This is a genomic window from Streptomyces sp. NPDC060049 (assembly GCF_042736715.1).
GTDB lineage: Bacteria > Actinomycetota > Actinomycetes > Streptomycetales > Streptomycetaceae > Streptomyces.
This window is the reverse complement of sequence record NZ_JBHWVV010000021.1, coordinates 18,502-42,141: the sequence shown is the minus strand read 5'-3', so window position 1 is coordinate 42,141 and position 23,640 is coordinate 18,502. Positions and strand designations below refer to the sequence as shown.

General features: G+C 75.2%; 16 protein-coding genes. 6 read left to right on the top strand and 10 right to left on the bottom strand.

The window, feature by feature from the left end; translation table 11 throughout:
- The first annotated feature begins 35 nt into the window (after positions 1 to 35).
- Both ACFWBY_RS30925 and ACFWBY_RS30920 read left to right on the top strand, forming a co-directional pair.
- Positions 36 to 1,307: a VWA domain-containing protein gene (locus ACFWBY_RS30925; protein ID WP_385344807.1), complete on the top strand. Its 1,272-nt coding sequence runs from the start codon at positions 36 to 38 to the stop codon at positions 1,305 to 1,307.
- Positions 1,307 to 2,137 carry a hypothetical protein gene (locus ACFWBY_RS30920; RefSeq protein WP_385344810.1) on the top strand — a complete coding sequence of 277 codons (831 nt, stop codon included), beginning with the start codon at positions 1,307 to 1,309 and terminating at the stop codon, positions 2,135 to 2,137. The genes ACFWBY_RS30925 and ACFWBY_RS30920 overlap by 1 nt, the downstream gene beginning before the upstream one ends.
- 88 nt (positions 2,138 to 2,225) lie before the next feature.
- Here the strand turns inward: ACFWBY_RS30920 and ACFWBY_RS30915 are convergent, their stop codons facing one another.
- The 4 genes from ACFWBY_RS30915 to ACFWBY_RS30900 form a co-directional block, all read right to left on the bottom strand.
- The gene (locus ACFWBY_RS30915; protein ID WP_385409730.1) at positions 2,226 to 6,008 is read right to left on the bottom strand and encodes an SAV_2336 N-terminal domain-related protein; all 3,783 of its coding nucleotides are present in this window, start codon (positions 6,006 to 6,008) and stop codon (positions 2,226 to 2,228) included.
- Positions 6,005 to 7,117, bottom strand: coding sequence for an AAA family ATPase (locus ACFWBY_RS30910; RefSeq protein WP_385341994.1), 1,113 nt, complete (start codon positions 7,115 to 7,117; stop codon positions 6,005 to 6,007). The genes ACFWBY_RS30915 and ACFWBY_RS30910 overlap by 4 nt, the downstream gene beginning before the upstream one ends.
- Positions 7,118 to 7,252: 135 nt before the next feature.
- Positions 7,253 to 9,388: a hypothetical protein gene (locus tag ACFWBY_RS30905; RefSeq protein WP_385341996.1), complete on the bottom strand. Its 2,136-nt coding sequence runs from the start codon at positions 9,386 to 9,388 to the stop codon at positions 7,253 to 7,255.
- A complete protein-coding gene (locus ACFWBY_RS30900; RefSeq protein WP_385341998.1) occupies positions 9,385 to 10,620 on the bottom strand; it encodes a hypothetical protein in 1,236 nt (411 codons plus the stop codon). The genes ACFWBY_RS30905 and ACFWBY_RS30900 overlap by 4 nt, the downstream gene beginning before the upstream one ends.
- A 239-nt stretch (positions 10,621 to 10,859) precedes the next feature.
- Between ACFWBY_RS30900 and ACFWBY_RS30895 the strand changes: the two genes are divergently transcribed.
- Positions 10,860 to 13,214 carry an immune inhibitor A domain-containing protein gene (locus ACFWBY_RS30895; protein WP_385342000.1) on the top strand — a complete coding sequence of 785 codons (2,355 nt, stop codon included), beginning with the start codon at positions 10,860 to 10,862 and terminating at the stop codon, positions 13,212 to 13,214.
- Positions 13,215 to 13,242: 28 nt separating this feature from the next.
- Here ACFWBY_RS30895 and tsaD read toward each other — a convergent pair whose 3' ends face one another.
- From tsaD to ACFWBY_RS30880, 3 genes are all read right to left on the bottom strand, one after another.
- The gene (gene tsaD, locus ACFWBY_RS30890; protein WP_385342029.1) at positions 13,243 to 14,298 is read right to left on the bottom strand and encodes a tRNA (adenosine(37)-N6)-threonylcarbamoyltransferase complex transferase subunit TsaD; all 1,056 of its coding nucleotides are present in this window, start codon (positions 14,296 to 14,298) and stop codon (positions 13,243 to 13,245) included.
- 156 nt (positions 14,299 to 14,454) lie between these two features.
- Positions 14,455 to 15,867 (bottom strand): NAD(P)/FAD-dependent oxidoreductase, encoded by a 1,413-nt coding sequence (locus ACFWBY_RS30885; protein WP_385342002.1) that lies wholly within the window; start codon positions 15,865 to 15,867, stop codon positions 14,455 to 14,457.
- A 205-nt stretch (positions 15,868 to 16,072) separates the two neighbouring features.
- Positions 16,073 to 17,029, bottom strand: a complete 957-nt coding sequence (locus ACFWBY_RS30880; protein ID WP_385342004.1) for an oxidoreductase — start codon at positions 17,027 to 17,029, stop codon at positions 16,073 to 16,075.
- A gap of 212 nt (positions 17,030 to 17,241) precedes the next feature.
- Between ACFWBY_RS30880 and cbiE the strand changes: the two genes are divergently transcribed.
- Genes cbiE through ACFWBY_RS30865 form a run of 3 tightly spaced genes read left to right on the top strand, consistent with a single transcriptional unit; the run spans position 17,242 to position 20,025 of the window.
- Positions 17,242 to 18,510 (top strand): precorrin-6y C5,15-methyltransferase (decarboxylating) subunit CbiE, encoded by a 1,269-nt coding sequence (cbiE, locus tag ACFWBY_RS30875; protein WP_385342006.1) that lies wholly within the window; start codon positions 17,242 to 17,244, stop codon positions 18,508 to 18,510.
- Positions 18,507 to 19,256, top strand: a complete 750-nt coding sequence (gene cobM, locus ACFWBY_RS30870; RefSeq protein WP_385342008.1) for a precorrin-4 C(11)-methyltransferase — start codon at positions 18,507 to 18,509, stop codon at positions 19,254 to 19,256. Before cbiE ends, cobM begins: the two co-directional genes overlap by 4 nt.
- On the top strand, positions 19,246 to 20,025 hold the full coding sequence (locus ACFWBY_RS30865) for a cobalt-precorrin-6A reductase (RefSeq protein WP_385342009.1): 780 nt from the start codon (positions 19,246 to 19,248) through the stop codon (positions 20,023 to 20,025). The genes cobM and ACFWBY_RS30865 overlap by 11 nt, the downstream gene beginning before the upstream one ends.
- Before the next feature lie 169 nt (positions 20,026 to 20,194).
- Here the strand turns inward: ACFWBY_RS30865 and ACFWBY_RS30860 are convergent, their stop codons facing one another.
- The 3 genes from ACFWBY_RS30860 to ACFWBY_RS30850 are packed head-to-tail and all read right to left on the bottom strand — an operon-like array spanning position 20,195 to position 23,543.
- Positions 20,195 to 21,682: a precorrin-2 C(20)-methyltransferase gene (locus ACFWBY_RS30860; RefSeq protein ID WP_385342011.1), complete on the bottom strand. Its 1,488-nt coding sequence runs from the start codon at positions 21,680 to 21,682 to the stop codon at positions 20,195 to 20,197.
- The gene (locus ACFWBY_RS30855; protein ID WP_385342012.1) at positions 21,679 to 22,326 is read right to left on the bottom strand and encodes a precorrin-8X methylmutase; all 648 of its coding nucleotides are present in this window, start codon (positions 22,324 to 22,326) and stop codon (positions 21,679 to 21,681) included. The genes ACFWBY_RS30860 and ACFWBY_RS30855 overlap by 4 nt, the downstream gene beginning before the upstream one ends.
- Positions 22,323 to 23,543 carry a cobalamin biosynthesis protein CobG gene (locus ACFWBY_RS30850; protein WP_385342014.1) on the bottom strand — a complete coding sequence of 407 codons (1,221 nt, stop codon included), beginning with the start codon at positions 23,541 to 23,543 and terminating at the stop codon, positions 22,323 to 22,325. The genes ACFWBY_RS30855 and ACFWBY_RS30850 overlap by 4 nt, the downstream gene beginning before the upstream one ends.
- Positions 23,544 to 23,640 lie beyond the last annotated feature (97 nt).

Sequence of the window (23,640 nt, the reverse complement as noted above, 5' to 3'; positions counted from 1 at the left end):
TTGGCGGGTGGGGGGAATCTCAATACGATCCGGCGATGATCACTAGAAGATGGGTGGCGGCCGGTGCGTGCGGTCTGCTCGTCACCCTGGCTGCCGGGTTGTTCCCGGCAGGTGCCGCCGCCGGTGAACCGGTGGCGAAGGAAGCGCCCAAAGTCGAGTTGGTGCTGGACGTCAGCGGCTCGATGCGCGCACAGGACATCGACGGACAGTCCCGGATGTCCGCCGCGAAACAGGCGTTCAACGAGGTATTGGACGCCGTGCCCGACGAAGTGCGGCTCGGGATACGGACGCTCGGCGCCAACTATCCCGGCGACGACAAGAACCAGGGCTGCAAGGACACCAAGCAGCTCTACCCGGTCGGGCCGCTGAACCGGACCGAGGCCAAGACCGCGGTCGCGACGCTCGCCCCCACGGGGTGGACACCCATCGGGCCGGCCCTGCTCGGGGCCGCCGAGGACCTGAAGGGCGGTGACGCCACCCGGCGGATCGTGCTCATCACGGACGGCGAGGACACCTGCGCCCCGCTCGATCCCTGCGAAGTGGCCCGGGAGATCGCGGCCAAGGGGATCCATCTGGTCATCGACACCCTCGGACTCGTCCCCGACGCCAAGACCCGCAACCAGCTGATCTGCATCGCGGAGGCCACGGGCGGTACCTACACCTCCGTGCAGCACACCGCTGAACTCTCGGGCAGAGTGCGGCAGTTGGTCGACCGTGCGGCCACACCGGTGGTCAACCCCGTGGCCACCGAGGGCGCCAAGGAGTGCCGAGAGGCACCGGAGTTGAAGCCGGGCCTCTACAGCGACCGCGAGAGCTTCGCGGAGCACCGCTGGTACCGGGTGAACGTCAAGCCCGGCCAGGAGCTGCGGGCCTCGGTGAGCATCGGCGCCGACCGCGCCGTCAACAACGACTACGGGATCCTGCTGCGCGCCACGACGCTGAGCGGGCGGGAGATCGTACGCGGCCAGGAGGCGGGGGACGGGCGTACCGACCTGATCTCCTCCGGGCTGCGCTACCCCAAGAGCGGCACCGGGGACGACGACGAGGACCCGCAGCCTGCGGAGACGGTGTGTCTGCAGGTCAGCAACTCCTTCTCGGCGCCCGCATCCGTCAAGACCACCCCGGGCATGCCCGTCGAGCTGACCATCGACGTGGTGGACGGTCCGGACGACGCGAGCGACGTGGCCTCCTTCGGTCTCGGGCGCGGCTGGTGGCTGATCGGCGCACTGGTGCTCACCGGCTTCCTCGCCGGCCTGGTGTGGGGCTGGGTCTCCCGCTGGCGCATCGCGGTCTGGAGGACCAACTGATGAGTGCCCTGAGAAGTGCCGCACGACGTGAACACACCCCACACGGTGTCCGGGGCGCGGGCGGTGTACGCGGCCTTCGGCGCGCGCTGACCGCCGCGCTGCTCGTGGGCGGCGGCCTGCTCGGCGTGGCGGCCTCGCCGTCGCCGAGCCCCAGTGGCGGCCCCCAGGCGCCGACCGAGGCCGGCACCGCCTTCCGTACGGCCACACCGGTCCGGCTGGGCCAGGAGGCCACGGCCGACGCCTCCACCGGCGACTACCTCTACTGGGTGCTCCCGCTGGACTCGGGGCAGCGCGCCACCGTCACGGCGTCGGTCACGCTGCCCGCCGCGACCGGCCGGCACGCCGCCTCGACGTGGCAGCTCGACGTCTACGACGGACTGCGCCGCCGCCAGCCCTGCATGTACGGCGCGCAGACCGGTACGGCCGCCAAGGTCGCCGCGACGATCGACCTGTCGTGCACGCTGCGCCCGGTCCGCTCGGGCGCCGACCAGTGGGCCAACGACCCGCTGCAGGGCGCCTATTACATCCGCCTCACCGTCACCGACCTCGCGCAGGAGGACCTCGGCCAGCCGGTACGGGCACGCCTGCGGGCCGAGGCGAAGGACGTCGGCGGCGCGTACGCGGCCGACAACGCGCTCGCCGCGCCGCTCGTGCCCGGCGCCGGCACGGCGGCCGGTCTCGAACCGGAGGACGGCTGGTCCGGCGGCTGGTGGTCCGACCGCTGGCTCTGGACGGTGGCGGGCGGCCTGCTCGCCGGGCTCGCCGGCGTCGGCGGCTACCGCCTGACCCGGGGCGCGGGCCGGCCGGGCCGGGTGCCGCCGGGCGCCTGAGCGCCCGCCGCCGGCCGCGGGCGCGGGGCCTTCCCGGTCCCCCGCCCGCGGTCGGCGCCCGCCCGCTCCTCGGGGCGGGCGCCGGGGCTCACCGCTCCGACCCGCCCGGCCGAGGGGTGAGGCCGAAGGTGACGGCGCCCGAACGGGCCGGTGGAACCCGCCACGCGGCGGGGAGCGAGGACGGATCGGCGAAGGACGTCTCCACGAAATCGGCCCGGTCCGCGAAGTCGGCCCGTTCGAAGGTCGCCCGCTGCGCGAAGACCACCTGCGCGAAGCGCGCGGCGCCTGCGAAGGTGGCGCGGTCGAAGGAGGCCGCGCCCTCGAAGCGGACCCCGCGGAAGGCCGCCGACCGCCCCCAGAGGGTGTGCGCGAAAGAGGCCCGCCCGAGGAAGGCGGTGCCGGTCCACTCGTTCGCGCCGTGGAAGACGGTGTGTGAGAGATCGGCGGGCCCCCGCACCCTCATCCCGCTCATGAGCGCCTCGTCCCACAGCTCCGCCCAGGTCATGTCGAGGCCCTGGACGAACAGCGCGTCCGTGAAGCCCGCGCTGCCGCCGAAGTCCGCCCTGCCGAACCGGGCCGCACGGTCGAAGGTGCCCCCGTCGAAGGCGACGCCGCGACGGAACACGGTCCGCCCGAAGGAGGCCGGCCCGCTGAAGCGAGCCGCCTCGAATCCCGCCCGTTCGTCGAAGACGGCCCGGTCGAAGGAGGTGCGGTCGTCGAACTCGGCCCCCACCGCGCTCCATTCGTCGACGAAGTGCGCGCGGTCGAAGGCGGCCGTCCCGATCCGGACGTGTCCCGTCGAGGGATCCCGCAGAGTGCGCAGCACACGTTCGAGCAAGCCGCCGGCGAAGGTGGTTCCCCGCAGGTCGACGGCGCCGCCGGGCCTGAACTCCCCCAGTTGGAGCGCCTGTTCTTCCGGGGAAAGGTGGGCCAGGCAGTACGCGCGGGGCCACATCCGGATGCCGACGCATCCGGCCGGGTCGGCCACCGTGGCCCCGTACCCGCAGGGCTGCCAGTCGACGGCCGGGTCATCGACGCGCAGCCCGGCGTCGATCAGGGCCCGGGCCGTGTCGGCGGGGGCTTCGAGGAGGAACCATCCGGCCGGGCCGCCCCCGGACCGCTTCCCCGGGGCGGGCGTCGCGGCCGGCTTCCCCGCTTCCTCGTCCGCCTCCGTCCCCGCGTCCGCCTGCGCGCCCGTCTCCGTCTCCGCGTCCGCCTCCGCTTCCGCCTCCGGGTCGAGGTCCGGGTCCATCCGCTCGACCCGGAGCGAGTCGAGGCCTCCGACGCCGCGCAGCGACTCGCCCGTCACCAGGACGATGTCTCCGGCCCCGGCCCGGCGCTCCAGCCGCGCGGAGACCGCCCGGCGGCGGACCAGCCGTCCCGCCTCCTCCACCGCCGGCCCGCGCACCCCCGCCCCGTCGGACGTGAACTCGCCCCCGGCCAGGGCCACCGCCAGGGACACCTCCCACTCGCCGGAGCCGGCGCGCAGCCGCGACAGGACTCCGGGCACTGCGGCCAGCAGCAGGCCCGTCTTTCCGAGGGCGTCCGGATCCGCCACCGTGACGAACAGGACCCCGTCCCGCGCGGGGGCGGTCATCCCCAATGCGCCCGTCTCCCCCTCCGCCTGCATGAGGAGTTCGACCAACGCCGCCTCCACCGACCGGCCGTTCGGCCCCATGACCACGTGGGGCCGTACCGCCAGGCAGATGCCGGCGACTTCGCTCGCGGCGCGCGCGTGTGCCGTCAACACCTCGCGGAAATTCGGCTGTTCGAGCAGCGCCCGCCCCGACAGGAACACCATCCGCTCCGGCAGGACGCTGTGCACGATGCCGGCGAGCCGCCCGCCGCGCGAGACGGGCGCGCCCACGTAGTGGGTCCAGGGCTGCGGCTCGGAGGAGAGCCTCACTATCTCCCCGTTCCGCTCCCCCTCGTACGGCAGGACCTCGCCGGTCAGCGAGGCCGGCTCGCCCTGGTCGGTGAAGCCGTCGACCCGCAGTCGGGCGCCCCCGCCCGCGGCCTCGCCCCACCGCGGAGGCGGCCAGGCCCGCGGATCCACGAGGTCCTCGTCGGCCAGCAGCAGGAACGCCGTGGGCGTGGCCCCGTCCCACCAGACCGCACGGCAGGGCAGCTCGCGTCCGCCCGCCCGGACCCACGCGGTGGCGCCGCGGCCGCTGCCCTCCCCGACCGCCAGGACCATGCGGGCGGACAGCAGCACGCCGACCGACTGCGGCTCCCGCATCGACTCGAAGCGGACCCGTACCACGCGGTCGGCCAGACCTGGTTCGGGACGGGCCGCCGTCGCGAACGGGATCGCCTCCTCGGCCACCTCCCGGCGGCCCTCCAGGCCGTCCGTGATCCGTATCGCCGTGAAGTCCCGGCCGGTGCCGCGGTGCCGGGACATGTACTCCCACACGCGCCGCCGGACCAGCTCCCGCACGGCGGCGACGTCCCCGCGCAGCTGCGCGCCGAGCAGGGCCTCCCGTACGCCCGGCAGGAACTCGAACTCGGACTGCTCCGTGCCCTGTTCCGAGCCCCACGGCGCGAACAGGCCTCCCAGGGCCACCTCGGCGAGGTGGCTGTGTTCGGAGTCCCGTAGCAGGGAGCGCCGTACGAGGGTCATCACCGGCAGCGTCAGCGGTACCGCGGCCAGATGCGAGGCGAGCCGCTGGGCGGTCGGGGAGGCGCTCGCCCGGAAGCGCTCGATCGCGTCCAAGGGGTCGGGGAAGGGGTCCGGCGGCCGCCCGTCGGCCTCGTACGCCGCCTCGTGCTTGGGCTCGGCGTCGAGCCGCAGACAGGCCAGCCGCCGCCAGCGCCCGTCCCCGGAGACCACGCGGATCAGCCGGGCCAGGCTGCCCGAGGCGATGCCGACCACCGGGACCACCGCCCCGCCCCCGCGGGCCCGCCGGACCATGGGGACCCGCTGCCAGGAGCGGGTGGCGGCCGCGGGGCGGTCCGCGCGGACGGCGAAGGGGACCGGACTGACCGCGCCGCGCGTCCAGAGCCGCTCGGGCAGGACGTTCAGTACGGCCACGGCGTTGTGCGCGGACCACTGCCGGAGCACCCCGCGCAGGGGGGCTTCCCGCCAGCCGCCGGCCACCGTGTCGGAGAGGACCAGGATCAGCCGGCGGCCGGCCGGGTCGGCGAGCTCCAGGGGGTTGCGGGGCGGGGTGTCGGGGCCGTGCGCGACCATGGGGGTGCCGCCGGGGCCGGTGCCCGTGAGCCGCCAGGCCCGCACGTCGCGGAAGACTCCGCTGCGGGTGAGGACCCCGCGCACCTCCTCCACCAGGTCGGACCAGAGCAGCATCGAGTGGTGCGCGTCCACGACCAGGGCCACGTCCAGCCAGCGGCTCTCGGCGGGGCGCAGGACCGGGGTGAGCACCATCCGCTCGATGCTGCGCTCCACGGTGAGCTGTTCGTCCAATTCCTCGCCCGGACCGCCGATGTTGCGACGGCCCACGGGGCGCAGGGCGCGCATCAGGGCGAGCGGGTCGTCGAGGGAGGCGGCCCGCGGCAGGCGCAGCGCGGTGCCGCGGCGGGCGGTCGCCGCTGCCGCCGGGGCGGCGCCGCCCGCGGCCTGCCCGGCGGGCCCGCGCGGACGGGCCGGCAGGGGCCGGGCCGCGGGGAAGAACTGGGCGGCGGCTTCCTCGTCGGCCCGCAGACCCGCGGGTGGCTCCGGTGCCGCCGGGGCCGGTCCGGCGGGGGGCGCCGGCTCCGGATCCGTCGTCGGCGGGCCCGCGGGGGGCGGGCGGTCCGCCGCGTCCACGCGGGTGGCCAGCCACAGGATGTCGGCGATCTCCTCCGCCCCGACCCCGGGGCGGAGGCCGCCGTCCCCGGCGCCTTCGGCGAAGGCGGCGAGGAGCCTCTCGATCACGCGGAGGGCCCGGTGAGGTGGTGCATGACGGTGGCGAGGAAGCGTTCGCGTTCGTCGGGGGCGGACCAGGCGCCGGCCAGGCGGAGTTGGATGGCGTTGAGGAGCTGGTCGGTGGCCAGGTCGCCGTCCTCGGCGCGGTCGAGGAAGCTCTGGACGAGCTCGCGGTACTCGCTGTTGCGTTCGATGTCCACGCCGAGCCGGCCGCGGACGATGCGGGCGAGCTTGTCGATCTTCGGCGGTTCGAGGTGGAGCCGGACGCAACGGCGCAGGAAGGCGGGCGGGAAGTCGCGTTCGCCGTTGCTGGTGAGGACGACGATGGGGAAGTACCGGCACTGCACGCGGCCCTGGGTGATCCGGACGGCGGCGTCCGGGTCGTCGTCGGTGCCGATGGCGACGCTCGGGTCCTCCTTCGCGAGCCGCGCGAGTTCGGGGATCACGAAGCCGCCGTCCTCGAAGACGGTGAGGAGGTCGCCGGGGAGGTCGATGTCGCTCTTGTCGATCTCGTCCACGAGCAGGACCCGCGGCCGGTCCTGGGGCAGGAGGGCCGTGCCGAGGGGGCCGAGGCGCAGGTAGCGGGCGATGGACGGGCCCGCGGCGACGGGGTCCCGGGCCGACGCCGGGCCCTCCTCGGCCCCCTTGGCGCCCGCGGCTCCTACGGCGCCCGGTGCGGCCTGGGCCGCGGCGCCGGGTGCGCGCAGCTGTTCCAGCCCGGCCTCCTGGAGCCGCCCGATCGCGTCGTAGAGGTACAGCCCGTCGCGCAGGACCGTGCGGCTGGTGACCGGCCAGTGCAGTACGGGGCCCAGGTCCAGGTCGGAGGCGATGCTGTAGGCCAGCGTGGATTTGCCGACCCCGGGTTTGCCGGTGATGAGGAGCGGCCTGCGCAGGTGCAGCGCGGTGTTGACCACGTCCTTCTCGGGTTCGTCGGGTGCGTAGCCCTCGCCGCGCCGCCAGGTGCGCTCCCATGCCGGCCCCGCGCAGCCGGGGGGTGCGTACCCCGGGTCGGGGACGCCGGTGAAATCGCGCCAGGGCGGTGGCGGTCCGGCCTCCAGCCTGGCCCGGCGCTCGGCGGCCTCGCCTGTCCCGTGGTACAGCCACCAGTCCTTCGCCACTGCCTGTGCCTCCCTCTCGTATCACTGCTGCTGTCGCTGTCGCTGTGGGTGTCGCGGTCGCTGCCGGCGTCGGGGCCGGCCGGGGACGGGCATCGGGGTCGGGGCGGATGCGGAGGTGGATCCGGGGGTGCGGGTTCAGGCCAGGGACCGGAAGGTGAGCGTGTCGTCGGGATCGTCCCACAAGAGGACCAACCGGTCTCCCCCTGAAGCTTGTTGTCGATTTCCGGCGGAGGCGCGCGCGGCCGCGACGGCGGCCGCCCGGCGCACCTCCCGCACCCGGGCGGGCAGCGCCAGGACGTCGAGCGCTCCGGGGTCGGGACGTCCGTCCTCGCCGGCCGGCGCGAGCAGGGCCAGCAGGTCGTGGGCCCCCGCCGGAGCCGGGGCGGCCGACGCCGTAGCGGGGCGGCGCCAGAGCGCCACCGGGACGCCGCCCTCCAGTACCGCTTCCACCAGCGCCTGCGTCCGCGCCCCGCCCCGCGTGTGCGCCAGTACGCAGGCGGGCGCCGGGGCCGCCCCCAGCTCCATGCCGAGCCCGTCGTGCACCTCCGCGTCGCCGACGACCCGGACCGCGTCGGCGTGCCGGCCGCCCTGGGACCACAGCCAGCGCCATTTGCTGCGCCACTCGGCGCCGGTGTCCTCGCGTTCCTGCGGGCAGCGCACCACCACCTGGTAGACCAGCCCGAGGGCCCGGGTCCGCCCGCCGGGGCCGCGCGGAACCGGCCACTGGTCGAAGTCCAGGTCCAGCAGCTCGTAGGGCACGTGGAACTCGATCCGGTCCACCGCTTCGGACGGCCGCCCGGCCTCGGCGTGCCCGCCCGGCGCACGGCCCACGCCGCCCAGTCGGCGTACGAGTTCGTCCCGGATCGCGTCGAGCCGAACGGGCTCGCCCTCCGACTCCCAGATGTGCTCGGACGCCTCCCTGCGGACGGACCCGCCCTGCGGCCCCCGGCCGGGCCGGGCCGCGTCCCGGCGCAGCCACATCCGGGCCAGGAATCCGTCCTCCCCGCCCGGCGGCGGCTCCAGCCGCACGTGCAGGGCCGTCGTGCGCGGCGCTGGGGGCGGGGGCGGGAGCACGGGCAGCGCGAGGCGTTCGAGCGTGGTGCTCACCCAGGCGCGCAGCCCGTCCGCCCACCGCTCGTCGCCCGCGCCGGCCCGCTCGCCGAGGAACCGTACGAAGGGCACCGCGAGCGGCATCCCGTCCGGGCCGCCGTGGCGTTCGTCGAGGTCCGCGACCACCTCCAGCAGGGTGTCGCCGGGCAGTCCGCCCTGGAGCGGGGCGGCGCAGCCGGTCGCCCGGAACGCCCACGCGTACGCCTCGTAGGCGCATCGGGGCAGGTCGCGGCCTTCGAAGAGCCGGCCGAGCCCGTCCCAGGCGGCCTGGTCGAGGCGGGCCGCGCGCGGCAGCGCCACCCCGGGGTGGTCCTCGTCGAGGAAGGAGCAGGCGTCCCAGTCCCGGTCCACGACGAACTGCGGGAGCTGCCAGCCCTCGCCGCGCTCGCGCAGTTCGCCGAAGGTGCGGTGGATGGAGCGGGCGGTCTCGGCGAGGCCGGCGACGCCCTCCCGTACGGAACGCTCGCCGAGTTCGCCGAGGAGCGCCTCCGTGAAGCGCCCCGCGCCGCGCTCGGCGTCGTTCTGCGCGGCCTCGCCCTCGCGGGAGGCGTACAGCCGGAACTGCCGCCGTCCGGGGACGGTGGCGCCGCCCCCGTAGTCGCTGCTGCCGAAGTTCCACCGGGCGTCGCGCGGCGCGTCGACGCGGCAGGCGTCCACCAGGGCCGCCTGGAGCGGGAACCGCCGGTGCTTGACGAGGTCGGTGCGCCACCAGCGCAGCGCGGAGTCGAGGTTGAGGTGGCGGATCTGGCCGGGCCGGGCGTCGGCGCAGGGCAGCATCAGCTCACCGCGGCGCGGCTCGGTGTAGCCGTGTCCCGCCCAGAAGATCCACAGCAAGTCACCGTCGCATTCCGGGAGTTCGTCGAGCAGCGCCGACTTCACGTTCTCCTCCGTGGCCGGCCGGTAGGTGCCGCGCAGGGCTTCCAGCTCCGCCGAGGCCGACCAGTCGAGGGCGTCCGGGTCGTCGAGCGGGGAGAGCAACAGCCGTACGTGGCCCGGCGGTACCTGGCCCGGGCCGGTCAGCCAGCGGGCGAACCGCAGGGCGTCGCGGGCCGGTCCGCGCAGGTTCCAGTGGTGGCTGACGGCATAGCTCTCGACCCCGGCGACGAGCGCGAAGGTGCGCCGCGGCCCCAGGGTCGGGGGCAGGAAGCCGGGGGGAATCATCCGATCTCCGCTTCGGCCACCGCCTGTTCGACGCGCGCGTAGAGGGAGTCCTGTTTCCAGTAGGCGCTGTGGCAGGCCGGGAAGGGCTGGCCGCTGCCGATCTCGTGGTCGCTGACGCGCGGGTCGCCAGGGAAGACGGGCTCGGCGAGGTAGGAGAGCGCGTCCTGGCGGTCGTAGACGTTGAGCCAGCGCGGGAAGGCGTACGGGAGCGAGGCGCCGGGTGCGATCCCCGCCAGCGCCCCGAGTTCGTGGAGGAAGGGCGCCTGCGAGCCGACGGTGACGAGCAGCGCGGCCCCGGGTACGGGCTCGCCCCGGGCGGCCGCGAGCGCGAGGAGGTCCACGAGGGCGACGCCGCCGAGGCTGTGTCCGATGAGCACGGTCGGCCCGGGCTCGGCCGTGATCCGTTCCTGCAGGAAGGCGCGCAGGCCGGCGCCCCGGGCCTGGTAGCGCAGGATGTCTCCGAGGGCGGGGGCGCTGCCGACGGTGAGGGAACCGCGCCAGGCGTTGAGCAGCGGCTGCGTGGTGACGCGCATCGCGAGGCGGCCCAGGACCGCTGCGGCGCGGGCACCGGGGACCCGCGCGTCGCCGCCGAGGCGGGTGGTGAGCAGTTCGACGAGGCGGTCGCGTTCGGCTCCGGTGCAGTCCGCCTCGGCCCCGGCGGGAGCGAGCGCGCCGGCGGTGACGGCGCGCGCCAGGGCGGTGGCCAGCTCGCGGGCCTGCGGCTGCCCGGTGGCGCGGGCGCCGGCGCGGGCGGCCTCGTTGGAGCGGGCGACGCACTCCAGGGCCGCGGGGAAGCCGGCGGCGAGTCCGGTGCCGAGCAGGAGTGCGGCCAGTTCCCCGCCGTCGGGCACCCCGCCCACGCCGGCCAGCAGTTCCAGCACCCCGGCTCCGGCGGAGCGGACGCCCGGCATGGCGAAGGGCTCGTCGTCCGCGGGAGCTCCGGTGTCCCAGCCCGCCTCCGCCAGGACCCGCAGCTCGCACAGCGGGTCGGCGATCAGCAGGGCCCACTCGGCGGTCTCGGCGTCCCCCGGGCCGGGGGCTCCGCCGGGGGCCCGCAGTCCGGGCACGGAGCGGCCGTCGGCGCCGAGGGTGGCTCCGAACCGCTCCCCCCAGAAGCAGGAGTCGACGGCCGCGTCGGGGAAGCGGGCGGTCAGCCGGTCCCGGACCAGTGCGTAGAGGGTGTCGTGCCGCTCGCGCCGCACCCCCGTGCCGTGCACAAACAGAAATCGCATCGCGGCTCCGCCCCCCTCGCACCCTTGTCCCCCCGCTCGGCACGATAGCGCCGCACGGCGGACGGGGCCGGTGGAACGGCGAGTTCACGCGTCACCCGGCCGGGGCGTGCAGGGGCGGTCCCGGGGGCGCCGGGGGCCGGTCGTGGCCGGACTTTCCCGCATCCTCACGGCTATTCATCACCTGTCACATGTGAAATATTACTCGCGCTTCGACCGAACTCCCGGAAAGGCCAGCCACCTTGCGCAGACTCGCTGCGGTGGGAGCGGCGATATCCCTCGCCCTCCTCACCGCCCCGGTACTCGCCGGCTCCGCACTCGCCTCCACCACCCCCTCCCCTCCCCCGGCCGGGCAGCAGCAGGCCGAACAGGCCGCCTCCCCGCCGCTCGCGCCGCTGGAACTACAGCGCCAGGCCCTGCGCCGCCAAGCCCTCGAAGACATCGCGGCCGGCGCCGGCGGCGCGGACGGCGGCCGCGCCGGCGGCCTGCGGGCCGAAGCGGACGGCACGCTCCCGCGCCAGGCGAAGGTCGGCAAGCGGTACGTCGAGATGGCCCAGGAGCGCAAGGACAAGGTCTTCGTGATCCTCGCCGAGTTCGGCGAGCAGGTGGACAACACCACCGAGTTCGAGGGCGCGCCGCGCTTCGGCGGCACCCCGGGCCCGCTGCACAACACCATCGGCAAGCCGGCCAAGGACGACAACCACACCCTGTGGCGCAAGGACTTCGACCGGTCCTTCTACCAGAAGCAGTTCTTCTCCACCGACCCGCAGTCGGCGTCCATGCGGGCCTACTACCGGCTCCAGTCCTCCGGTCGCTACGACATGGACGGCACGGTGAGCGACTGGGTCAAACTCCCCTGGAACGAAGCCCGTTACGGGACCGACCGCTGCTCCGAGGCCGGCCAGTGCCGGACCAACTGGGACATGATCCGGGACGCCACGGCCGCCTGGTACGACGCCGAGCGCGCCAAGGGCCGTACGCCCGAACAGATCAAGGCGCAGCTCGCCGAGTACGACGTGTGGGACCGATACGACGCCGACCACGACGGGAACTTCGACGAGCCGGACGGCTACCTCGACCACCTCGTCGTCGTCCACGCGGGCAAGGACGGGACCTGGGGCGGCGGTACGCAGGGCAAGGACGCCGTGTGGGCGCACCGCTGGTTCGCCTACTGGAACCAGGCCGGCAGCGCCGGTCCCGAGGGCAACAAGGCGGGCGGCACCCCGGTCGGCGACACCGGCATCTGGGCCGGCGACTACCTGACCGGCGGCGAGAACAGCGGCGCCGGGCTCTTCTCGCACGAGTTCGGGCACGATCTGGGCCTGCCGGACCTGTACAGCTCGGACGGGGACAACAGCGTCAACTTCTGGTCGCTGATGTCCTCCGCCTCCTACCTGGGCCGGGGCCGCAACTCCACCGGCGAGTTCCCGGGCGACCTCGACCCCTGGAGCAAGCTGCAGTTGGGCTGGCTCCAGTACACGGAGGCGGACGCGGGCCGCACCACACGCGCGACGCTCGGGATATCGGGTTACAACACCGAGGATCCGCAAGCCCTGTTGGTGCACCTGCCGCCGTCGGTGACCACGACCGAGCTGACCGATCCGTTCGAGGGCGCCAGCCAGTGGTGGAGCGGCACCGGTGACTTCATGGACAACACCCTGTCCCGCACGGTCGACCTGACGGGGACGCCGGCCGGGACGGCCGCCCGGCTCGACGCCCGGGTCTGGTACGACATCGAGCAGGACTTCGACTTCCTCACCGTGGAGGCCTCCACGGACGGCGGGGCCGGATGGACGGCACTGCCGGGCACGGTGGACTCGGTGCCGATCGGGGCGAAGGGCATCAGCGGCTCCTCGGCCGGCTGGGCGCGGCTGTCCGTCGCGCTGGACCGGTTCGCCGGGCAGAGCGTGCAGTTGAGGCTGCGCGTCACCTCCGACAGCAACACCCACGGCAAGGGCGTCACCTTCGACGACATCCGCGTCACGGCGGGCGACGGCCCGGAACTGCTGCGCGACGGGGCGGAGCAGGGCGCGAACGGCTGGACGGCGGTGAAGTGGTCGCGCACGCAGGGCCGTACGGGCAGCGAGCAGCACCCGCGCGCGTACTTCGTGGAGAACCGGCGCTACACCGGTTACGGCAGCATGCTGAGGACGGGGCCGTACAACTTCGGCTTCACCGGCGACAAGGTGGAGTTCTTCCCCTACCAGCAGGGCGCGTTGATCTGGCTCTGGAACACCGCGCACAGCGACAACACCACCAAGGCACACCCGGGAGAGGGCATGCTGCTGCCCGTCGACGCCCGGCCCGAGCCGCTGACGTACGCGGACGGGACGCTGCTCAACGCACGCGCGCAGACCTTCGACGCCACCTTCTCGCTCGGGAAGAGCGACAGGATCGTCCTGCACAAGGCGGGCGCTCCCACGGTGATCCCGGCGCGGCCGGGGGTCGCTGTCTTCGACGACCGCCACGGGTCCTACTGGGACGCGCGGTTGCCGCAGCTCGGGGTCAAGGTGCCGGACACCGGGACCCGGATCGCGGTGGTGAAGGAAGCTTCGGGCGGGGCGGTGACGACGGTGCAGGTGAGCCCGTCGCGGTAGCCGCCCGGGGCCGCCGGACCCCCGCCCGTCAGACCAGGGCCGCCGGGTTCAGCGAGGCGTACTCCAGGGGTGCGGACGGGTCGATGGTCAGCTGGTGCGGGGCCGGCTCCACGCCCGCCCGCACCAGCAGGTCGCCGATGGCGGCGATCATCGCCCCGTTGTCGGTGCAGAGGGTCATCGGCGGCACCCGCAGCTCGATCCCGGCGGAGGCGCAGCGCCGTTCGGCGAGCGCGCGGACCCGGGAGTTGGCGGCCACCCCGCCGACCACCACGAGGGTCCTGACCCCGTGGTCCGCGCAGGCCGCGACCGCCTTGCGGGTGAGCACGTCGGCCACCGCCTCCTGGAGCGAGGCGGCGCCGTCGGCGACCGGCGGCTCCACGCCGCGCAGCCGGTGGCCCTCGGCCCAGCGTGCGGCCGCCGTCTTGAGTCCCGAGAAGGAGAAGGAGTAGGCGTACGGGTCCCCCGAGCGCGGCCCGCCGGTCAGCGGACGGGGGAAGGCTACGGCCCGGGGGTCGCCTCCCCGGGCGGCGCGGTCGATGGCCGGGCCGCCCGGGTAGGGCAGGCCGAGGAGGCGGGCGACCTTGTCGAAGCACTCGCCGGCGGCGTCGTCGAGGGTGTCGCCGAGGTGCAGGATCGGCTCGCGCACGAGATCGCGCACGAGGAGCAGCGAGGTGTGGCCGCCGGAGACGATCAGCACCACGCAGGGATCGGGAAGCGGCCCGTGCTCCAGGGTGTCGGCGGCGACGTGGCCGGCCAGGTGGTGGACCCCGTACAGCGGAAGGCCGAGCGCGTAGGCGAGGGTCTTCGCGCCGGCCAGGCCGACCTGGAGGGCGCCGGAGAGGCCGGGACCCGTGGTGACGGCGATCGCGTCGAGCTCGTCGGCGCGCAGTCCCGCCTGGTCGAGGGCCTGGCGGACCACCGGGTTGAAGGAGTGCAGGTGGGCGCGGGCCGCGATCTCGGGGACGACGCCGCCGAACCGCGCGTGCTCGTCCATGCTGGAGGCGACGACGTGGGCGAGCAGCCGCCCGTCCCGCACGATGCCCGCCCCGGTCTCGTCGCACGAAGACTCGATCCCGAGCACCACCGGAGATCCCGTCACACCGCCACCCCACCCTTATTGCGAACTGTTCGCAATAAGGGTACCGGCCCCGGACGGGCCCGTCCTCCGCGTCAGGGGCGCACCGGGCAGAACGGACGCCCCGCCGGATCCGCGTGGACCCCCCGGCCCTCGCCCGCCCGGCTACCCCTTCGGCGGCCCGTGGTGGGCCGGGTAGTCGGCGGTCTCCGGGGCGGCCGGCAGCCGCCACTTCGACAGGACGCGGACCATCGTGACGGGGTCGAGGAGGGCGCCCGGCGGCGAGGTGAGGGACAGCACCCCGAAGAACCGGCCGGCGATCGCCGGGTCGGTGTTGGCGCCCACCATCACCCGTGACATGTAGCGCTGGAGGATCCGCGTGGCCCGGTCGGGCGGCGGCCCCTCCGTCACCGGGTACCGCATGTCCTCGCTGGTGGCGATCTGCCAGGGCACGGCGGCCGCCGCGGTGGTGCGGCGCTGGATCCGCCGTGCGGCCCGGGCGATCTCCCGCGGGTTCAGGGTGCGGACCTCCTTGGCGAGGGCCTCCGCGGCGAGGGCGGCGACCGTCATCCCGTGCCCGTAGACGGGGTTGAACCGGCAGGCGGCGTCGCCCAGGACCACGAAGCCGGCCGGCCAGCGCTCCAGGCGCTCGTAGTGGCGCCATTCGTTCGCCGTGCCCCGGAAGGCGGTGGCCGAGGACAGCGGGGTCGCGTCCCGGATGGCGTCGTACAGGGCCGGACTGCGCAGGCTCCTCGCGAACGCGAAGAACTCCTCGTCCCCCACGGGCGGGGCGTGTTCTCCGTTGCCGATGAGGGTCACCAGCCAGCGGTCCCCGTCCTGCGGCATCAGCACGCCGCCGCGCGGGAGGTCGGGGCGGCCCTGGACGTACATGCCCCGCCAGCGCCGTCCCGGGTCGGCGGGGATCGCGAAGTAGCGGCTGGAGTAGCCGAGGTGGGAGTCGTAGCGGGTGATCTCCGGGGCCGTGTGGCCGAGCGCCGCGAGCCAGGCGGTGGCTTTGGAGGTGCGTCCGGTCGCGTCGACGACGAGGCGCGCCGCCAGCGGGTCACCGTCGCGGAGCTCCACGCCGGTCACCGAGCGGCCGTCCGGCCCGGCCACCAGTCCCGTGGCCGCGGTCCCGGCGCGGATCCGGACGCGTCCGTCCCGCAGCACCTCGCGGCGGACCGTCCAGTCGAGCAACTCGCGGCTGGAGAGGAGGACCTTGGCCCCGGGCACCGGGCGGAACCAGTCGGCGGGGCTCAGCCAGAGGAAGTCCCGCGGCGAGTTCAGCAGGCCGGCCCCGGCGTCCACGAGCTTTCGCGTGACGCCCGGCAGCATCAGTTCGAGCAGCTCCACGCCCCGCGACCACAGGATGTGCGCGTGCCGGGACTGCGGTATCCCGGATCTGAACCCCGGTCCGTCGTCCGGCAGTTGATCCCGTTCGATCACGGTGACGCGGGCGAAGCGCCGCGCGAGCACCCGCGCGGCCAGCATCCCGGCCATTCCCGCCCCGAGGACCACCGCGTGATCCCCGGGATCCGAGCCGGTGTGTGGGTGGTTGTCCGTAGCGTCGTCGTCCATTCCGCCGAGTCTGGTGCGGACGGGGCGCCCCCGGTCAGGTCCCGGACGGGGCGCCCTGGGGCTCGCCGGGGGCGGACGGGCTCATAGCGGGGCGCCCACACGGCCGTTCGAATGCGTGCGTCGGCCGGTCAGGGCCGGTCCGCCGCCGGCCCGGACCGCGTTGTCGCCGCGGAGCCCGGCCCGGGGGTGCCGCGCTCCCGGGGATTCAGTGCGGCAGGGACGTGTACGTGACTCCCGTGAGCTTTTCGGAGGCGGTCCAGAGCCGTTGGCCGGACGTGTCGTCCAGGGTCCATTTCGCCCGCCGGGAACGGGCGGGCGCCCCGCGCCAGCCGAGCCGCGGGCCGATGAACTCGTCGGGCTGGACGCCGGGCGCGGTGGCCGCGTAGAGCGCGGGCAGGGCGCCGGAGGCGGCCGACTGCGCGATGGCGGTGTTGCCCACGGCGTTGCCGAGGGCGTTGAGGGCGACCGCGATCCGCGACGTGAGGGTGGTGCCCGCCTGCGGGGTCGCGCCGACGTGCAGGTTGGTGGAGGCGTAGCCGGGATGGGCGGCGGCCGCGACGATCCCGGAGCCGGCGGCCGCGAGCCGCCGGGCGAGCTCGTGGGTGAAGAGCAGGTTGGCGGTCTTGGAGCGGCCGTAGGCGACCCAACGCCGGTAATGGCGTTCGCTGTTCAGGTCCTCGTGGTCCACGTCCCCCAGTACGTGGAAGCCGCTGGAGAGGTTCACGATCCGGGCCCCGGCCCGGGCGGCGAGGAGGCCGGGCAGGAGCAGTCCGGTGAGGGCGAAGTGGCCGAGGTGGTTGACCCCGAACTGCGTTTCGAAGCCGTCGGCGGTCCGCCCGTACGGCAGGGCCATCACGCCCGCGTTGTTGACGAGGAGGTCGAGGCTGTCGTGGCGCTGCCCGTACTCCCGCGCGAACTCCCGCACGGTGGCCAGGTCGGCGAGGTCCAGCGGCATGAACCGCACGTCCGCGCCCGGCACTTCGGCCCTCATCCGGACCTCGGCCGCGCGTCCGCGGGCCGCGCTGCGGCAGGCGAGGACGACGGCGGCCCCGCGCCGGGCGAGCTCGCGCGCGGCGAAGTAGCCGATCCCGCTGTTGGCCCCGGTAACGACGGCCGTGCGGCCGCTCTGGTCGGGTATGTGCGCGGCCTTCCAGCCCGCCATGGCAACTCCTCGCGTCGGCCGGCTCCGCCTCGGGCGGCCCGGCGGCCTCCCGGCACCCTACTCCCGGCCGCTCACCGCCGGCACGGGTCCGCCCGTCCCTCCGGGCCGCCCCCCGCGGCCTGGTAATCCTGGTCACCCTGACCCCGGGGAGCGGGTCCGGGACCAGTAGGCTGCGGGTCCACCCCCTTCCCGTACCCCCGAGGTTCCGCGCAGTGAGCTCCGCACCGCCACCGCCCCCCGTACCCGTGTCGGTCGTCGGCCTCGGCGCCGACGGCTGGGGCGGGCTGACCGCTCCCGCGCGGGCCGTTCTGGCCGGGGCCGAGGTGCTGATCGGCGGGCCACGGCAGCTGGACCTGCTCCCCCGCGAGGAGTGCGCCGGGACCCGCGTGGCGTGGCCGAGCCCGCTGCGGCCGGCGGTGCCGAAGCTGATGGCGGAGCACGCGGGCCGCCGGATCGCGGTACTGGCCAGCGGCGACCCGATGTTCTACGGGATCGGCCGGGCGCTGTCCGAGGAGCTCGGCCCGGGCGCCCTGCACGTCCTGCCGCACCCCTCCTCCGTGTCGTACGCCTGCGCGCGCCTCGGCTGGCCGGTGGAGGACACCGAGGTGGTCACCGTCGTGGGACGCCCGGTGGCCCGGCTCGCGGCCGCGCTGTACGAGGGCCGGCGGGTGCTGGTCCTGAGCGCCGGAGCGGTGACCCCCGGCGAGATCGCCGCTCTGCTTCGGGAGCGGGGCTTCGGCCCCAGCCGGATGCGCGTCCTGGAACAGCTCGGCTCCGAGCACGAGGACGCCTACGAGGGCCTCGCCCGCAGCTGGGACCACGCGCCCGGCGACCCCCTCAACGTGGTCGCCGTGGACTGCCGCCGGGACCCGGCCGCCGACGCCCCCCGGCTCGGCGCGACCCCCGGCCTGCCCGACGCCGCCTACGAGCACGACGGCCAGCTCACCAAGCGCCACGTCCGCGCCGCCACCCTGTGCGCGCTGTCCCCCGCCCCCGGCGAACTGCTGTGGGACATCGGCGGCGGCTCCGGCTCCATCGGCATCGAGTGGATGCGCACGCATCCCTCCTGCCGCGCCGTGACCGTGGAGCGGGTGACCGAGCGGGCCGCGCGGATCACCCGTAACGCCGCGGCACTGGGCGTGCCCGGCCTGCGCGTGGTCACCGGCGCCGCGCCCGAGGCGCTCGCCGGACTGCCCGCCCCCGACGCGGTGTTCATCGGCGGCGGCCTGACCGCGCCGGGCCTGCTCGACGCGGCCTGGGAGGCGCTGGCCCCCGGCGGGCGGCTCGTGGTCAACACGGTCACCCTGGAGTCGGAGGCCGTCCTCGCCGAGCGCTACCGGCTCCACGGCGGCGAACTGGTGAAACTGGCCGTCGCGCACGCCGTGCCGGTCGGCGGTTTCACGGGCTGGCGCCAGGCGATGCCCGTCACCCAGTGGTCGGTTACCAAGCCCTACCTCGAAATGGTGGATCAGACGATATGACCGTGTACTTCATCGGTGCGGGCCCCGGCGCCGCCGACCTGATCACGGTGCGCGGCGCCCGGACGCTGGCCGCCGCGCCCGTCTGCCTGTACGCCGGCAGCCTGGTCCCGCGCGAGCTCCTCGCCGAATGCCCGCCGGACGCCCGGCTGATCGACACCGCGCGGCTGAACCTGGACGAGATCATCGCCGAGTGCGTACGCGCGCACGCGGCCGGCCAGGACGTGGCGAGACTGCACTCCGGCGACCCGTCGGTCTTCAGCGCCGTCGCGGAGCAGATGCGGCGGCTCGACGCGGCCGGCATCCCCTACGAGGTGGTCCCCGGCGTCCCCGCCTTCGCCGCCGCGGCCGCCGCGCTGAAGCGGGAACTCACCGTCCCCACCGTCGGCCAGACCGTGATCCTGACCCGGGTCTCCCAGCAGGCCACGCCCATGCCGCCCGGCGAGGACCTCGCCACCCTGGGCCGCAGCGGCGCACTGCTGGTGCTGCACCTGGCCACCCGCTACGTCGACCGGGTCGTGGACGAACTGCTGCCGCACTACGGGGCCGAGTGCCCGGCGGCGGTGGTCGCGATGGCCAGCCGCCCCGACGAGCTGATCCTGCGCGGGACGCTGGCCGACATCGCCGGGCAGGTGAAGGAGGCCGGGCTGGTCCGCACCGCCGTCATCCTGGTGGGCCGCACCCTGGGCGCCGAGCAGTTCCGCGACAGCCACCTGTACTCCGCCGAGCGCGACCGGCATGCCTGCTGAGCCCGGTGGCCCGGGCCGCCCGCACGTCCTGATCCTCGGCGGCACCACGGAGGCCCGCCGCCTGGCGCAGGCGCTGGCCGCCGAGGAGGGCGCCCCGTACCGGGTGACCACCTCGCTGGCCGGCCGGGTCGCCTCACCGGTGCTCCCGCCGGGCGAGAGCCGGATCGGCGGCTTCGGCGGTCCCGCAGGGCTCGCGGAGTGGCTCACCGCCCACGGGGTCACCCACCTGGTCGACGCCACGCACCCCTTCGCGGAGCGGATGAGCTTCAACGCGGCCGAGGCGGCGGTCCTCTCGGGCGTCCCGCTGCTGGCGCTGCGCCGCCCCGGCTGGGCCCCGGGCCCCGGGGACGACTGGCATTTCGCGGACTCCCTCGCCGAGGCGGCAGCCCTGCTGCCGGGCCTCGGCTCCCGCGTCTTCCTGACCACCGGGCGGATGGGCCTGCACAGCTTCGCGCACCTCACCGAGCCCTGGTTCCTGGTGCGTTCGGTGGACCCTCCGGCCGTGCCGGCTCCCCCGCGCCTCGAAGTACTGCTGGACCGGGGCCCGTTCGGCCTCGAGGCCGAGCGGGAGCTGCTCGCACGGCACCGCGTCGACGTCCTGGTGACCAAGGACAGCGGCGGCTGCGCCACCGCCCCCAAGCTCACCGCCGCCCGCGAGGCCGGCATCCCGGTGCTCGTCGTCCGCCGCCCCCCGGTGCCGGCGGGCGTACCACGGGCGGCCTCGGTCCCCGAAGCGCTCTGCTGGCTGGGCTACGACCGGCCGCGCTGATCGTTCACGGTCGGCATCCGCGTCGCCCGCGGACGCGCCCCGGCCGCCGAGGCCTCCCGACCGGCCCCATCCCGACGGTGACCCTGCCGCCGCTGCGGCAGCGGCCCGCGCGACGCGAAAGGCCCGGGCGGCGAACCGGCCCGGGCCTCCTCTCAGCGCTTCCTCCCCGTCACGGGTAGCGGCGCGGCGTCCATGTCACCCTCGACCCGTCGGGCCGCTCCGTGACCTGCGTCTGCGAGGAGCCGATCAGCAGGATCGTCCTCATGTCCACCTCGGACGGCTCCAGTTCGGCCAGCGTGACGATGCGGACCGACTGCTGCGGGCCGCCCACGTCGCGCGCGACGACCACCGGGGTCCCGGGCGCCCGCAGCTCCAGCAGCAGCTCCCGGGCCTGCGCCACCTGCCACGTCCGGCTCCGCGAGCCGGGGTTGTACAGGGCGAGTACGAGATCGGCCGCGGCGGCCGCGCGCAGCCGCTCCGCGATCACCTCCCACGGCTTGAGCCGGTCGGAGAGCGAGATCGTGGCGTAGTCGTGGCCGAGCGGCGCGCCGGCCGCGGCGGCCGCCGCGTTCGCGGCCGTCACCCCGGGCAGCACCCGTACCGGCACGTCCTTGTACTGCGCCTGACCTGCGACCTCCAGGACGGCGGTGGCCATGGCGAAGACCCCCGGGTCGCCGCCGGAGACCACGGCCACCCGCTTGCCGCGCCGGGCGAGGTCGAGCGCGAACTCGGCGCGCTCGGACTCGACCTTGTTGTCGGAGCCGTGCCGGATCTGGCCCGGCTTCACCGGGACCCGGTCCAGGTACGTCGTGTACCCGACCAGCACCTCGGCGTCGGCGAGCACCCGTCGGGTCTCGGCGGTCAGCCACAGCGGCCCGGCCGGGCCGGTGCCGACGACGGCGACCTCACCCGGTCCGGACGGCACGCTGCCCGGGTTGCCGATCCGGCTGGGCACCACGGCGACGGCGAAGTAGGGCACGGTGTCGGCGTCGGTGTCGGCGAGGAGTCCGGTCCGCTCGCCCGCCATCGTCGCGCGCTCCACGTACCGCGCCTCGGCGAGCCGCCCGCTGTTCTCCATCGCCCGCCGCACGGTCGGGAAGGTGCGGCCGAGCTTCATCACGACCGCCGAGTCGGTGGCGGCGAGGCGCGCGGTGAGCTCCTCCTCGGACAGGGTGCCGGGCAGGATGGTCAGTACCTCCTCGCCCTCCACGAGCGGGGTGCCGAGCCGGGCCGCGGCGGCGCTCACCGAGGTCACCCCGGGGATCACCTCGGCCTCGTAGCGGTCCGCGAGCCGCTTGTGCATGTGCATGTACGAGCCGTAGAAGAGCGGGTCGCCCTCCGCGAGCACGGCCACGGTCCGGCCGGCGTCCAGGTGGACGGCGAGCCGTGCGGCGGACGTTTCGTAGAACTCCTCCATCGCCCCCTGGTAGCCGCCCGGGTGATCGGTGGTCTCGGTGGTGACCGGGTAGACCAGCGGCTCCTCGACCTGGTCGGCGCGCAGGTGCTTCGCGGCGATCGAGCGGGCGATCGAGCGGCCGTGGCGGGCGGAGTGGTAGGCGACGACGTCCGCCTCCCCGATCACCTCGACGGCGCGCAGCGTCATCAGGGAGGGGTCGCCGGGCCCGAGCCCGACTCCGTACAGCTTGCCCGTGCTCATTCGGCCACGCTCGCGATGGCGTTGACGGCGGCCGCGGCCATGGCGCTGCCGCCACGCCGGCCCCGGACGATCAAGTGGTCGAGCCCCGAGGGGTGTTCGGCGAGGGCGTCCTTGGACTCGGCGGCGCCGATGAAGCCCACGGGGACCCCTATGACGGCGGCCGGGCGCGGCGCGCCCTCCTCGATCATCTCCAGGAGCCGGAAGAGCGCGGTCGGCGCGTTCCCGACGGCGATCACCGAGCCCTCCAACAGCCCCCGGTCACGCCAGACTTCGAGGGCGGCGGCGCTGCGCGTCGTGCCCATCTTCGCGGCGAGCTCCGGCACGGCCGGGTCGGAGAGGGTGCAGATGACCTCGTTGCCGGCGGGCAGCCGCTTGCGGGTGACCCCGCTGGCGACCATCTGCACGTCGCACAGGACCGGCGCGCCGGCCTCCAGGGCGGCGCGAGCCCGCAGCACGACCTCGGGCGTGTAGCCCAGGTCCCGCGTGAGGTCGGTCATCCCGCAGGCGTGAATCATGCGCACCGCGACCTGGGCGACCGAGGCGGGCAGCCCGGAGAGGTCCGCCTCGGCGCGGATCGTGGCAAAGGACTGGCGGTAGATCTCGGCGCCGTCCTTCTCGTACTCGAACACGGTGTACTCGCTCATTTCTTCACTGCGTCTTCGGACACTCGGAGTGCGCTGCGCGCGTCGGCGACGGCCGCCGCGAGTTCGTGGTGTGGCACCGGATCCGCGCCGATCCGGTACCCGTCGGGCGTGGCCACCACGTCCACCCAGGCGGTGCCGCGCGGATGTCCGCACCGGCGTTCGCACCCGGACCAGTGGACCGGCAGCGGCCCCCGCGCCCGTTCGGCGACGGCTCGCGCGTCGGCGCGGACGTCGGCCAGGGACTTGGCGCAGCCGGGCCGGCCGGTGCAGGCGGTGACGGACTCCCACGGGCCGTCCGGCGAGGTGACGAGCCCGGCGGGGCGGGCGGTGGTGCCGGTGACGACGACGCTGCGCCACGGCGTGATCCGCAGCTCGCCGGGGAGCTCCCGCCACTGGGCGGAGTCGAGCCGGCCGAGGGGGACCAGGACGCAGAGCGCGTCCCCGTGCACCCCGGGCGCGGGCGGGTCCGCGTACGGCCGGGGCGCGTCGGGTACGTGGTGGGCGCGGATGCCCCGGCCGATCAGCCGTGCCGTGAACTCCTCGGCCGACAGGGCGTGTTCGGGGGGCAGTTCGGCGATCCGCCAGGCCCGGGTGCCGGCGGCGGCCGCGGCGTCGAGGAAGTGGCGGGCCGCCTCCAGCGCGGCCTCCGCGGCTTCGGCGGCGGCCACCTCCACGGCGTCCGGCGCGGCGCCGAGCCGGACGAGCACCCGTCCGCCGGGCCGCGCGAGCAGGGTCACGTCGGGGTCGAGGGCGGCCACGTCCCCGCGCCCGTCGTCGACGGCGAACAGGAACCGGCCGGACAGGGCGGCGGCCTTCGGGTCGGCGCAGAGCGCCTCGTCCAGGGCGCGCACCGGAGCGGGGTCCGCCAGCGGGCTGGCGACGATGTTGCGGATCCGCTCGTGCGAGGGCGCGGGCAGCAGCCCGGCCCCGTCGAGCAGTTCCGCGAGTCCGGCGCCGCAGCCGTCGGCGAGACCGCGCAGTTGGACGTTCCCGCGCGAGGTCAGTTCCAGGTGCCCGTCCCCGAACCGGTCGGCGGCGTCCGCCAGCGCGGCGGCCTGCGCAGCGCTGAGCAGCCCGCCCGGAATCCGAACCCGCGCGAGGAACCCGTCGTCCGCCGCGTGCAGCCGCAGCGCGCCCGGGCAGGCGTCGCCGCGATCCCGTATGACGGGTTCGTCCCGCACTGCGGCGGAAGGGGGCGTGGGCATGGCGGCGAGCATACCCACGATTCTCCGCCCGCCCCCTGTGTCGATCACCACCCCGAACCGGCCACGACCAGTCCCGCCAAACCGCCCCGGGTCCGCCACGACCAGCCAC

Excerpts from the sequence above, each read along its gene's own strand:
- ACFWBY_RS30925 (WP_385344807.1), top strand. The coding sequence starts at position 36 with ATGATCACTAGAAGATGGGTGGCGGCCGGTGCGTGCGGTCTGCTCGTC.
- ACFWBY_RS30885 (WP_385342002.1), bottom strand. The coding sequence starts at position 15,867 with ATGGACGACGACGCTACGGACAACCACCCACACACCGGCTCGGATCCC.
- ACFWBY_RS30905 (WP_385341996.1), bottom strand. The coding sequence starts at position 9,388 with ATGATTCCCCCCGGCTTCCTGCCCCCGACCCTGGGGCCGCGGCGCACC.
- ACFWBY_RS30855 (WP_385342012.1), bottom strand. The coding sequence starts at position 22,326 with ATGAGCGAGTACACCGTGTTCGAGTACGAGAAGGACGGCGCCGAGATC.
- ACFWBY_RS30865 (WP_385342009.1), top strand. The coding sequence starts at position 19,246 with ATGCCTGCTGAGCCCGGTGGCCCGGGCCGCCCGCACGTCCTGATCCTC.
- ACFWBY_RS30920 (WP_385344810.1), top strand. The coding sequence starts at position 1,307 with ATGAGTGCCCTGAGAAGTGCCGCACGACGTGAACACACCCCACACGGT.
- ACFWBY_RS30850 (WP_385342014.1), bottom strand. The coding sequence starts at position 23,543 with ATGCTCGCCGCCATGCCCACGCCCCCTTCCGCCGCAGTGCGGGACGAA.
- ACFWBY_RS30900 (WP_385341998.1), bottom strand. The coding sequence starts at position 10,620 with ATGCGATTTCTGTTTGTGCACGGCACGGGGGTGCGGCGCGAGCGGCAC.
- cobM (WP_385342008.1), top strand. The coding sequence starts at position 18,507 with ATGACCGTGTACTTCATCGGTGCGGGCCCCGGCGCCGCCGACCTGATC.
- ACFWBY_RS30860 (WP_385342011.1), bottom strand. The coding sequence starts at position 21,682 with ATGAGCACGGGCAAGCTGTACGGAGTCGGGCTCGGGCCCGGCGACCCC.
- ACFWBY_RS30880 (WP_385342004.1), bottom strand. The coding sequence starts at position 17,029 with ATGGCGGGCTGGAAGGCCGCGCACATACCCGACCAGAGCGGCCGCACG.